At 40.7% G+C, this 12,705-nt stretch carries 9 protein-coding genes and 1 pseudogene; 6 read left to right on the forward strand and 4 right to left on the reverse strand.

Going from position 1 to position 12,705, the window contains the following annotated elements; genetic code table 11:
* Positions 1-261: 261 nt before the first annotated feature.
* The 4 genes from RMX89_RS33760 to RMX89_RS33775 all read left to right on the forward strand — a co-directional run bounded on the left by RMX89_RS33760 (position 262) and on the right by RMX89_RS33775 (position 3,578).
* A complete protein-coding gene (locus tag RMX89_RS33760) occupies positions 262-1,728 on the forward strand; it encodes a type I restriction enzyme endonuclease domain-containing protein (RefSeq protein WP_322692049.1) in 1,467 nt (488 codons plus the stop codon).
* The gene (locus tag RMX89_RS33765) at positions 1,715-2,044 is read left to right on the forward strand and encodes a glutathione binding-like protein (RefSeq protein ID WP_322692050.1); all 330 of its coding nucleotides are present in this window, start codon (positions 1,715-1,717) and stop codon (positions 2,042-2,044) included. Before RMX89_RS33760 ends, RMX89_RS33765 begins: the two co-directional genes overlap by 14 nt.
* A gap of 486 nt (positions 2,045-2,530) precedes the next feature.
* Positions 2,531-3,385 carry an SDR family oxidoreductase gene (locus RMX89_RS33770; RefSeq protein WP_322692051.1) on the forward strand — a complete coding sequence of 285 codons (855 nt, stop codon included), beginning with the start codon at positions 2,531-2,533 and terminating at the stop codon, positions 3,383-3,385.
* Positions 3,354-3,578 (forward strand): hypothetical protein, encoded by a 225-nt coding sequence (locus RMX89_RS33775; protein ID WP_322672995.1) that lies wholly within the window; start codon positions 3,354-3,356, stop codon positions 3,576-3,578. The genes RMX89_RS33770 and RMX89_RS33775 overlap by 32 nt, the downstream gene beginning before the upstream one ends.
* Positions 3,579-3,637: 59 nt before the next feature.
* Here the strand turns inward: RMX89_RS33775 and RMX89_RS33780 are convergent, their stop codons facing one another.
* The gene (locus tag RMX89_RS33780; RefSeq protein WP_322692052.1) at positions 3,638-9,490 is read right to left on the reverse strand and encodes an AAA family ATPase; all 5,853 of its coding nucleotides are present in this window, start codon (positions 9,488-9,490) and stop codon (positions 3,638-3,640) included.
* A gap of 439 nt (positions 9,491-9,929) precedes the next feature.
* Here RMX89_RS33780 and RMX89_RS33785 point away from each other — a divergent pair, with 439 nt between their 5' ends.
* Positions 9,930-10,133, forward strand: coding sequence for a hypothetical protein (locus RMX89_RS33785; RefSeq protein ID WP_322692053.1), 204 nt, complete (start codon positions 9,930-9,932; stop codon positions 10,131-10,133).
* Between the two features lie 85 nt (positions 10,134-10,218).
* Here the strand turns inward: RMX89_RS33785 and RMX89_RS33790 are convergent.
* From RMX89_RS33790 to RMX89_RS33800, 3 genes and pseudogenes are all read right to left on the reverse strand, one after another.
* Positions 10,219-10,675: pseudogene (locus RMX89_RS33790) on the reverse strand (transposase); the annotation flags it as partial.
* A gap of 187 nt (positions 10,676-10,862) precedes the next feature.
* Positions 10,863-11,039 (reverse strand): hypothetical protein, encoded by a 177-nt coding sequence (locus RMX89_RS33795; protein ID WP_322692054.1) that lies wholly within the window; start codon positions 11,037-11,039, stop codon positions 10,863-10,865.
* Between the two features lie 279 nt (positions 11,040-11,318).
* Positions 11,319-11,798: a DUF6985 domain-containing protein gene (locus RMX89_RS33800; RefSeq protein ID WP_322672990.1), complete on the reverse strand. Its 480-nt coding sequence runs from the start codon at positions 11,796-11,798 to the stop codon at positions 11,319-11,321.
* Between the two features lie 67 nt (positions 11,799-11,865).
* Between RMX89_RS33800 and RMX89_RS33805 the strand changes: the two genes are divergently transcribed.
* Entirely contained in the window at positions 11,866-12,573 is a 708-nt protein-coding gene (locus RMX89_RS33805) for a DUF4419 domain-containing protein (RefSeq protein ID WP_322692055.1), read from the forward strand.
* Positions 12,574-12,705: the final 132 nt, after the last annotated feature.

Raw genomic sequence — 12,705 nt, forward strand, 5'->3', positions numbered from 1 at the left:
AAAAGTCGTTTTGAGGTACCTAAAAGTCGTTTTGAGGTACCTAAAAGTCGTTTTGGGGTACCTAAAAGTCGTTTTGAGGTACTTCAAAGTCGTTTTGAGGTACCTAAAAGTCGTTTTGGAGTACTTACAAAGTTTGTTGCACTGCGATCTATCTGTGTAGATTGGGTTGAAGCTTTGCGACTGTGTATAAGAAAATCACCCCCTCCATCCCCAACGCCGAACTTTTGAGTTAAAAATGGAGTAAATCGATACTCCATACGTATGCATCCACCTCATCCAGACTCAGAAGCCGCGCTAGAAAACTCCACCATAGAGCTATTCTCGCAACTACAATGGCAAACATTTCAGAAAAAACAATTAGCCCTTCGGCTCCGCTCAGGGCTAACGGTGAGCGAAGCCGAACCGTTAGACATTACGCCTCACCGTCAGAGGTTAGTGAGTGAATCTCCTGCACTGGATGAAAAATTCAAAGATGCATCTCATCCCCTACGGATCGTATTTGTCTGCGCTATGTGGATGACTGGATTTGATGTTCCCAGTTGTTCCACCATTTACTTAGATAAACCGATGAAGAACCATACTCTCATGCAAACCATCGCCAGAGCAAATCGTGTCTTCCCAGGTAAAGTCAATGGTTTAATTGTTGATTACATTGGTGTCTTCCGCGATTTACAGAAAGCACTAACTATTTATGGTTCCGCATCTGGTGGTGGTGTTGAAGAAGGAGATACTCCAGTTAAAGCGAAAACTGCTTTAGTGGCACAATTGAGAGAAGCGATCGCCCAAATCACAACATTCTGTACTCAAAAAGGCATTGATTTTGCTGTCTTGGAGTCAGCACAAGGTTTTGCACGCACCAAGTTTTGGGCAGATGCAGTGGAATGCATCATTATTAATGATGATGCTAAAAAAACTTATCTCTCCCTAGCAGGTAACGTTAACAAACTCTACAAAGCGATTCTCCCAGATCCTACTGCTAATGAATTTACCGCGATCGATGCTCACTTGCAGACAATCAAAGACCAAATTCTCGCGGAAGTACCAGAAGTTGATGTCTCCGAAGTGATAGAACAAGTGGAGGAACTGTTGGATCTGTCCATCACTGCTGGAGAGTTTGTTATTCAGGAATCCTACTCTCAACACATCGACTTAAGTCAAATTGACTTTGAAGCATTAAAAAATAAATTTACAAGTACTGACTACCAGAGAACAGAGACAGAAAAACTCAAAACTGCGATCGCCCAAAAACTCCAGCAAATGGTGAGGTTAAATAAAACTCGCATCGACTACCTGGATAAATTCCAGCAGATGATTGCAGAGTACAATGCTGACTCACGCAACGTGCAGATATTCTTCAATGATTTGATTAACTTTGCTCAGGAATTGGGTGTTGAAGATAAAAGAGCGATCGCCAAAAATCTCACTGAAGAAGAACTAGCAATTTTTGATTTACTGACTAAACCAGAAATTCAACTGACTAAGCAAGAAGAACAGGAAGTCAAACAAGTTGCAAGAGAATTACTGAAAACTCTCAAACACGAGAGGTTAGTTTTGGATTGGAAGAAGAAACAGCAAACCAGAGCATCGGTGGAAGTGGCAATTAAGGATAATTTGGATAAGTTACCTCAGAGTTATTCTACTGAACTGTACGAACAGAAATGTCAGGAAGTTTATCAACACATTTATGAGAACTACTCTGGACAAAGGAGTATCTATGATGCTGGTTGAATACTGCAAAAGTTACTTTTATCAGATCGCCGTATTTTCTGATACAACACAATTGCTTTGTAAGCGATCGCCTATATTTACCCAAAATTACCTCAAAAATATTGAAAGGCTTTGGAAACAAGCCCTACAACAACTATTAAAAAAGGGCTATGAATTTATCTGTGGTAACTATTCTATTGCGGATGTTGCAACTTATCCGTGGGTAGCGATTTATGAATTTCTTGGTTTAACACTCGACAATTACCCAAATCTTAAACGCTGGGTGGAGATAGTGCAGCAACGTCCGGCTGTGCAACGCGGAATGCAAGTTCCTTAAATACAAGACCAGGGATAAGTCAACAAGGGTGATGATAAATTATTAAATAATTCAACCTGTTCTCATTCCCAAGCGTACTCATACTGCGAAGAAATAAATTGAACGGGTTTTTAGGCGATCGCATTATGTTACCAGTCCAAGAACAGTATTATCCAAGGCTTGATGCAATCAGGTGGCATTGAGACGAATTTGTGAAACGAGCAGCGTAATTGTTAAAAATAGGTAGAGATTACTAGGGCGTGCATATTAAATTAGGACTTACGCACTGAAGCCTGAAACCTAGATCCCCCCTAGCCCACGCCAGTCGCTCATGGGGGAAACCCCCAAGACCGCGCTGGCTCCCCTTAAAAAGGGGGGAACTTCTAAAGCCCCCTTTTTAAGGGGGTTGGGGGATCTGAGTGCGTAAGTCCTGTAAATTTATGTTCTAAAGTTAGAAATAGGTTGATAAAATGCGCCTCTTAATTAAACCAAATCGGCAAACAAGGAATGTTGAAAATTTTAGTGACGGGTGCGACTGGGAATGTTGGCTGTGAGGTTATTCGCTTGCTACTATCCCACGATTGTCATGTCTGTGCCGCACTCAGAAATCCCGACAAAGCTCAACAAATATTAGGCAGCAACATTCATTGTGTCTGGTTCGATTTTATTAACCCCGACACGTGGGTAAGCGCTTTTGAAGGAGTCAACAAACTTTTTTTAGTACGTCCGCCTGCATTTGCCAATGTGAAGAGGCAATTTGCCCCAGTCCTAAATGCTGCAAAACTTGCAGGCGTTGAACATATCGTGTTTGTTTCAATACTAGGAGCCGAACACAACCGTTTTCTGCCACACTCCCAAATTGAACGCTATATCAACCAATTAGGTATTAAAGCTACCTTTTTACGCCCCAGCTTTTTTATGCAAAATCTTAATACCATACACAGAGAAGACATCAAAGTTCGTGGTGAATTGCTTCTTCCATCTGGTAATGGTAAAACCAGTTTTATTGATGTGCGCGATCTTGCTGCCGTTGCGGTACGTGCTTTGGTTGAAGATGGGCATTTGGGAAAAGCTTATGCGCTCACGGGTAGGGAAGCCTTGACTTACTATGAAGTAGCAGAAATTTTTACAGAAGTTTTGGGCAAACCAATTCGCTATACTAATCCCTCATTGTTGAAGTTTATTTGGCAAATGCGCGATCGCGGGCTGTCGTTGGATTTCATTTTTGTAATGGCAGCAATTTATACAACCGCTCGTTTAGGATTGGCAGGTGGCATTACACCAGATGTAGAGCAATTACTCGGTCGTCCGCCACTGACGATGCGGCAATATGTTGAGGATTATCGAAAGTTTTGGTTGTGAGAATATAGAGCGATCGCTCTTTATCGGCATCACTTTTTACCAATCAAATCCCGCTTCACAGCAAGAGTATATCACCCGCCGCAAATACTTCACTCGTTCTTCATTACTTTTTAAGAGATATCTAAACTCTCGAAGTGCGATCGCTCTTGACTGCTTTTTGGCAAGTAACGTTACTGCAATTAAACACTTTTAGTGTAAGTATACTGCACAAACAGTATCTTATCGCTGCTTTTCTTATCTGAAGGATCTCTTTTAAATTTCTTTTATAAATAGCTTCTCAGTAATGGGAATATAAATTATAAATTCTGTTCCTTTTCCTAAAACAGAATTAACTTCAATTCTACCCCCATGTATTTCTTCCACAATTTGTTGTGCGATCGCTAGTCCTAGTCCTGTGCCTTTTCCCACTTCTTTCGTAGTAAATAAATGGTCAAATATGCGTGCTTTTACATCTTCGTTTATTCCTGTGCCATTATCAGCAATTGATATTTTTAATGTATAATTTTCAATGATAGCTCTAACTATAATTTGATGTGGATTTAGCTTAAAATGCTCAAAGCTCCGACCTCTACTCGACTCATCTAAAGCATCAATAGCATTAGCTAAAATATTCATAAATACCTGATTTAATTGTCCAGGAAAACACTCGATTGGCTGTAAATTTTCGTATTCAGTTACAACTATAATTTCTGGACGTTGGTCATTCGCTTTCAGGCGATGTTTGAGAATTAAAATTGTACTATCAATGCCTTCATTGATGTTAAATGGTACTTTATAATCTTTATCGCCCCGGGAGAAAGTTCTTAAGCTGGTGCTGATATTTTTTAATCGCTCAGAAGCTATAACCATTGCGTCAACCATGTTTGGTATGTCTTCTAAGTTATAGTCTAAGTCAATTTCTTCAGCATGTTCGAGAATTTCTACTTCCGGATTCGGTAAAGCTTTTTGATATAATTTTAGGTGTTCAGTGATATCAGCCAAGATAGGTTTAGCTTGTTGGAGGCTAGTCGAAATGAAGCCGAGGGGATTGTTCATTTCGTGAGCTACTCCAGCAACTAAGTTACCTAGTGCAGACATTTTTTCATGTTGGATCATTTGCAGTTGGGCTTGTTGCAGTTTTTGCAGAGCATTTTCCAGTTCTTGAGATTTTTGCTTAATGGCAGCTTCAGCACGTTTGCGATCGCTAATATCAATTAGAATTCCATCCCATACCATTTCACCATCCTCGCCGCGTTCTGGTTGAGAAGCAGCTTTTACCCACTTGATATTCCCATTGGGTGTAACAATGCGCCACTCATGCTGAAATGGGGTAAGATTTTGTGCTGACTCAACAACTGCCTGAAAGGCCTCTGCTCCATCGTCGGGATGTTCAAAATCACGCATGCTACATTTCCCTGACAGGAAATCTTCTGCTGGGACTTCGTAAAGAGGTTGACACCCAGAACTGACGTAGGGTACTGAAGCTGCACCATCGGCTTTAATTCGGATCTGATAAATCATGCCAGGAATATTATCTGCTAGTTTCTGAAAGCGGGCTTCACTAAGCCGTAATTTTTCTAGAGATTGTTCTAACTTTTGAGTATAAATTTGTGCATCTTGATAAAGACGGGCGTTTTCTAGAGAAATGGCCGCTTGGGTACAAAGAAAGTTGAGAATGAGGATGCGATCGCTTGTAAACACACTACTAGTAGAACGATTCTTTAAATACAAAATTCCAATTAAGCGTCCTTGATTGAGAATTGGCAAACACAACAAACTTTTTGGTTGTCGTTGAATTAAATACTCATCAATTACAGGTAAATTGGTTTTGAGTTCGTCAATCATCACAATTTCTTCGGTGTTTTTGACGTACTGGATCAACTTAATTGGTAAGTTAGGGTTGCCCTCTAAAGGTTCGGCACAAAGTTCTGTGTTTTCGGGTGTAGCAATGGCTCTTACTAACCATTTTCCTTGAGTATTAGGTAGGATTAAAGCACAACGTTCGCCCCCAGAATGTTGCAGAATAATTTGTGTTAATCTGTGCAGTAGTTCGTCCAGTTGAATCGTGCCGGAAATGGCTTGAGAGGCTTTGAGGATAGCAGCAAAATCAAAGCTACTAATGTCAGTGCTAGAAGAACGACCCAAATGAGTGGAATTATGAACCGAGAGCGGGCGACTAACGCTGCTCGATATCGTTTCTAGCATTTGCAGTGATTGTACTCTCTGCTGGAGAATAACGCGTACTAAATCGGGATAGCGGTTTTCCAAATCCTCGGTTTTGGCTTTTGCGCCCCAACGAGCGTAACAGTAGTACGCCTCCTGCATATAGCCTGCTGCCACCTTCTGTTTGCCCCAACTTAGATAAAATTTAGCAGCCAGTTCATTGCTGAGTGCTTCATCTTGCAGATAACCATGTGTTTTGGCTTGGGCAATAGCTAAATCGTAATGTTCCATCGCCTCAGTAAATTGACCAAGCACTCGATAGCGTTCTGCTGCTACAAGTTGCCAACGATGTTGATGATTGAATGGAGCATGAGTAGCCCAAATTTGTAGTTTTTCTTGATGGGTATTGATTCGCTTTAAAATAGCTGATTGTTCTTCGGCATTAACATCGGTGTAGCGTGCTAAATGAATTAAAGCATCATAAAAAACTCGGACAACTACGACGAAATAGCCAGTTACAGCATTACTATACTGTTCTGCTAAGGCTGCTTGTTCTGAGGCTGCTTCGTATTCTCCGAACAAATAACAGAGAACAGCTTGATTGAGATGAAGATAGAATAACCCCGTGCGATTGCTTGCAGCTTGGAAGCTGGGTAAGATTTGGGCGGCATTGAAGACTTTGCCCTGTAAACAATAGGGAACTTCCGCTTGTCCTAATAAATTGAGAATCGCTTGCTGGTAGCATTCATAATATTTTATCGTTGCTTCTTGTTTGACCTGGCTGATGACTTGCTGATGAATTTCCATTTCCTGTGCCAAATCATTTAATTCTCGACCACTCCAATAGCTACACTGACTATATGACACTAAGTTCAACGCTACGCATACCCAATCTCCAGTTTCTAAACCGCTCTGATAAGCTTCTAGTAAACATGGGATACTGTGATGTAAAGGTTCTTTCCAGTGGCGAATAAAGCTGTTGACAATAAAATAAGCTCTGCTTTTAAAAGCGTTAATCTGGTGTTGTTCTAGTAACTTTAATGAAAGTTGTCCAAACTCATACCCAGCATCAATATCTCCGATAAAACCACAAAGAGTCACTCCATAGTCTGCATAGGAAAAAATGGCAATAGATGAATTGCCAAACTGGATAGCCATTTCCACTTGCTTGGATGTGAGTAGTGGTAATAGTGTCGGTTTAGCAATGTATGCAGAGGAAACCAGTGTAGTCATTATTTGCATGGCTGCAAGTTGATGCGGATCGCTCATCGCAGGCAAATCCAGCAAACTTAGGGGTGCGCGCCCGATCCATAGTTGCCTTGTCTGTTGGACAGCTGCGCTAATATCTGCCATCATTGGCTGTTCGGGAAATTCCACACCGAGTAATTTCAACACTTGCAATCCAGTCTCAATTACTTTGGCAAATTGACCTTGAGACCGGAATGCCGTCATTCGGGTTTCATAGACTTTGATAGTATCAAGCAAAGAACTAGCAGATTGCAATACAACGTCACCCCATCCTGCCAGCTTGTCAAAGTCTGTATTGAGGCAGGCAGCTTCTAAACGCTCATTATGCAGATTCAGGGTTAATCTGTAATGTTCTGCCCAGGTATCAAAGGGCAGTAAGTCAATACCTTGGGTACAATATTTGACAGCAGCATTATAGGCGATCGCTGCTTTGGCTTTGCGCCCCGCTAGCAAATTCAGTTGTGCCAACTCTAGTTTTTTGTCAAGCTGAGTTATCAAATCAATGCCTATATTCAAGTGATTGACAATTTCAAAGATATTGTCTAGTTGAGTTGTAGGCGTGTTAGCGTGCAATAATTGACCGATCGCCAAATGAGTAGCTTGTTTTTGGTCTTCGGGAATTAAATAATAAGCAGCTTGTTGGACGCGATCGTGCAGAAAGCGATAAGCAACTTTTTCGATATTGTTAGTATTAGCTTCTTGCTCATGGCTGAGATAAAACTTATAAACTTGACTTTGCGGTAAAATCAATCCTTCCTGTAAAGCCTTCCACAAAGCATCTGCCACTTTCTGTGGCGATTGTTGTGAAACAATTGTCAAAGTAGTTAAATCAAAAGAATTACCAATACAAGCAGCTAACTTCAGGATATTTTGCGTTTGCTGGGGCAATTTCTGTAACTGAGTAGCCATAAATTCCACCACATCATCAGTCACAGATAGCGCATTGACTTGAGCAAAATCGCATTCCCAGTAACCTTGCTCGCGATTAAATTTAATTTGTTTATCTTCGTATAAAGCCTTGAGAAACTGCGTGGTAAAAAAGGGATTGCCTTTAGTTTTGCGATTGATTAATTCTGTTAGAGGGCGCGATATCTGTGTCGTACAATGTAAAGTATCAGCCACTAACTGATTGGTATCATTCAAGTCAAGGGAGGCAAGAGTAATAGTATTAATAGTCTTACCAGTTTTCTTGAGTTCCTCCATCTTCAACATAAATGGATGTACGGCTGACACTTCATTATCTCGATAAGCACCTAACAAAAGTAGATATTTTTGATTCTCCGTCAGCAGTTTAATTAACTGTAGCGAAGCTAAATCTGCCCACTGTAGATCATCCAGAAACATCACTAATGGATGTTCCCTTGTGGTGAAGACAGCAATAAACTTTTGAAAGAGTAAATTAAACCGATTTTGTACCGCCGTTCCCGATAGTTCTGGTGCAAGTGGTTGTTTACCAATTACCTGTTCTAATTCTGGAATTACTTCAATCAAAACTTGCCCGTTCTCTGCAAGAACTTGAAGAATTTGATTGCGCCAGTGTACCAATTGTGCATCTGATTCTGACAACAATTGCGCCATTAAGTCGCGTAAAGCTTGCACAAAGGCGGATAAGGGAATATTACGATTGAATTGGTCAAACTTACCTTTGATGAAATAACCCTGCTGACGGGTAATTGGTTTGTGGACTTCATTTACGACAGCAGTTTTGCCAATCCCCGAAAATCCCGCTACTAGCATGATTTCTGATGTGCCGTTAGTCACACGCTCAAATGCTTGTAATAAGCTAGCTACTTCTGCTTCTCTGCCATATAACTTTTCCGGGATGAGGAAGCGATCGCAGACATCCCACTGACCGATTTCAAAATCTCTAATTTTTCCTGTATCTTGGATTTGGGCTAAACAAAGTTCTAAATCATGCTTTAATCCCAAGGCACTTTGATATCTATCTTCGGCGTTTTTTGCCATTAACTTCATGACAATATTCCATAAAACCTTTGGTATTTCTTTGCTTATGGCTTCTAGCTGCAATGGCATTTTTGCCAGATGACAATGTACCAATTCCATCGGGTCGTCACAATTAAATGGTAACTTTCCTGTGAATATTTCATACAATGTTACACCCAGAGAATAATAATCGCTGCGGTAGTCGATGCCACGGTTCATTCTGCCTGTTTGTTCTGGGGAAATATAGGCGAGAGTTCCTTCTAAAACATTTGGATTTTTAATTTCTTGGGTTTCTTTAGGTAATAATGAAGCAATACTAAAGTCAATGAGTTGAATTTGTCTTGTATGGGGATAAATCAGAATATTTGCTGGTTTAATATCTTTATGAATAATGCGACTTTCGTGTAACTCGTGGATAATACGGACTAGTTGAATAGCAATATTTAAAACTTCTATTAAGGATAAACTTGAGTTTTTAATGTATTCTCTTAAAGAAATTTCTCCAATATCTGCCATCACCAAAATATAACTATTGCCATAGGTTTCTAGCGATAAGGGATGAATAATTCCAGCAATGTTGAGATTTTTACTGATTGTATACTGATGGCGAAATTGTAGTAATTCGTTAAAACTGGGATACTCTAAGGTCAAAAGTTTAATAACGACTGGAAGTTGGTCTGATTGGCGGATAGCTCGATACACGTTGGTTCTAGAGCCAGCATACAGTTGAGAGTTAATTTGATATCCTGGAATGATGGGGATAGAGTTCATAGTCGTTATCTATACATACCTTATGACAGGATTTTGTTTTCCTTACTGACATTAGTATTCCCATCAACTTGATGTTGTATAACGCTATCGAGAGGAATTGATGGTTATTTTCGGGAAAACCAATACTTTTTGGTCAGAAGCAAATCATAGCCGCAATGAATTAACTCAAATTATTCAGCGAGGTGGAAAGTGAAAAAGGAGTACGATTCTCCCTATCAGTAATTCATGCGCTCGACGACAGTGGGCGTTTACATTGAGAGCAAAGACGCAAAATAGTCCCTCATAACAATTCGCTGCTTTTCCCAATTCGCAATGCCAGAAATTTATACCAAGTTGAAGTCAAAGATATTAACTTCGCTACAGCAGTAGCCGTGCATTGTTAATTTTCGTATGCTGCTTGATTGTTATTCATTTTCCCCTTTTCTAACTAGGGGTAGTAATGCTAGATTTTCTGCAATACTTCAGGGTAATTTATGAACAAAGGCGAACTAGTGGATTCCGGTCACTGGCTAAGAGCAAGAAAATATTAGGCTACGCCAATTCTAGAGTGAGAATGTTGTGCTTTGATCCCAACGAACTTAGCAGTAAAAATAGAGCGATCGCTCCGTCTGGAAAACTTGCGATCGCGCTTTTACCCATTTAAGAGGTATTTTCTAATGATTACACAAGTTTCAGCCCCTGCGCCAACAAAAGATCCGTTAACCACGCGCGATCGCCAAATCATTGCGTTCCATCAAAGCATAGGCTGCAAGCACTCTTTCTGGGGCGTTGCCTTCACTGACAACAACTTTGAGCAATAGCCCAAGACTATCAACTATCGTGATTGCGTTTCCTCCCCTTAACTAATTTGCCACCATCAAAGCCGTACACATCCCCCTTTTTTCCGTCGTTTTGACCGACTGGCTATCTGCTGCGATGCCTACAGCGAGCTTCGCTAACGCACTTGGTTGAGTTGACTTGCCTATTTTTTGACGAACTCGATCGCGCAAAGTATGATTCATTTGCTCCCAAATACCTCATTTTTGCCATTTGCGATAATAGCTGTAAACAGTTGCACTGGGGGGAAAGTCTTGCTCGTTGCATATCCCATTGGCAATCCGTCTTTAGATGGTAGTAGATAGCATTGCATACTTCTTGCATATCCGTTGTTCGCGGATGCCCACCATGTTTAGCTGGTGGAATCAGCGATCGCTGGTGGTGAACAACTCGCCGCGCAGTTGCTTGAAGAATTGAGCGACTGAGAGCCAGGTGTCATCACTCAAGTTATATTTGCGGATATTCATCACATCAAATTAAATTAACAATGATGAAAAGACCACAAACTGTCAAATCATTGGAATAATTAGGTCGGGTACGTTTGTCAAAAAAATTTTTATGCGTGATTTTCTACACTCATAAATTTCTCAAATTGAAGGAATCCCAAATATACCAGATAATCCTGATTTGGCGAATTTGGCGATCGCCTCTGGTAAAAGTCTTTGTGAACAAGTTCTAGAACCAATTCAACAAGCTTTTGGAAGAATCGGCATTCGCTCTGGATATCGGTCATCTACCGTAAATGCTAAAGGTGCAGAAAATAAAAATCAGTACAATTGTGCTAGTAACGAATTTAATTACGCAGTTCATATTTGGGATATTTTAGACACTCAAGGTTATATCGGTGCTACAGCCTGTATTATTGTGAATTCTTTTATTGATTATTATGAGAGAACTGCCGACTGGACAGCCTTAGCATGGTGGATTCACGATCGCATTGATTCTTACAAGGGTTTGGCACACTTCAACAATCTAGTAGCTGTTTATGTATCACATGTAGACAAGATAGTTTTTACCGTCCTGTTTCACCTATCTGATCTGCATCGTCTGCTACTCCATTGCGAAAGCGTACTTCTAAGCCGTGTTCTTTTTCCCAGTCACACTCAGCTATCAACTCAAAGGTAGCAATATGCAGGTCATACTCAACGTGGGGCGGCACATAGATATATGAGAAAGTGACCTGCTCCCAGACCTGAATGGGATTAGCCAACAGAGGCATATATTCATCTCCAATCATCTCACGATATACATTATAATTTTGCAACACCAGAGGAGCAGTGATGCGTAACACATCGGGTGGCAAGGCTAGAGCTTGCCGAATAGCTTCACGCTGAAGCGATGAAAGTTCCCCAACCTGCCCCTGTTCAAAATCCACACAAATCGGTACACGGCGATCGCCTAAAACAGCACATTGTGCTAAAGTCCAGTGGTTATCTTCGATTATAATCTGTCCAAATTCAGCATCGTAGTAACTCTTTGGGGGTTTCATCATCGAATGGTACTACCTTTATTCATCAAAATTATGAAAAAATATGTTGATCTTTGTTCGTAGTTAGCTGATGACAGTACTGGCACCTATCCTTGAAAAAACTGTGGGTAAGATTCGCTTTTGTGTAGATGATGTCAAAAACCCAGAGGAGCGATTACCTGTAAAAAGTGCGAAATTTCAGTTAGAAAAGCAATTAGGGAAACAACTGCTGGCATTTAGCCATAATGATACGTTTGAGGTAATTCCAGACCAAGGTATTCATTCGCTGGCGCTTGCTGTTCACACTGCCTTTAGCGAACACCGCCCGTTATTATTAACACCTGACATTATTTGGATAACATTATCACAAGGATTTGCTCAACATATCAACAATCATGCAGAAAGTTTGCGATCGCGCTTGGTTAATCACCAGGGGAAACAACAACTGATAGTTGAAACTCGACAAATACCCAGCCATCCCCAGCACTGGAGTCAAGCAGTTCAAGAATGGGGATTGCATATCCGCAATTATGTAGGAGCGGATTTATATCGATTGCTAGAGTGTAACTTCAGTACTACAACACCCATCACTCACATAGCTAGTCATGTCGTAATGATGAATGCCTTCCAAAAATATTTTGACTATGTAATGTACTGCGTGTGTGGCATTCCTGAGATTACGCTGTTGGGTACTGTAGAAGATTGGCAAAGTATCAGCGATCGCGTTCAAATGATGGCTGAGTATGATTTAGACTGGTGGACTGCTCGTTTAATGCCAATTTGCCGAGAATTTGTGTAAACAGCTTCAGGCAGCACATCACACAAGCACCTATTAATTGGTCGGAATTTTATACAAACTTTTCTGATGCAGTTCCCAAAAGACTTATCCGAAAATGGTAAATGTATACGGCAAAGGAATTTCAGCGATTAC

Source organism: Nostoc sp. DedSLP04 (assembly GCF_034530775.1).
In the GTDB taxonomy this organism is placed as follows: domain Bacteria; phylum Cyanobacteriota; class Cyanobacteriia; order Cyanobacteriales; family Nostocaceae; genus Nostoc.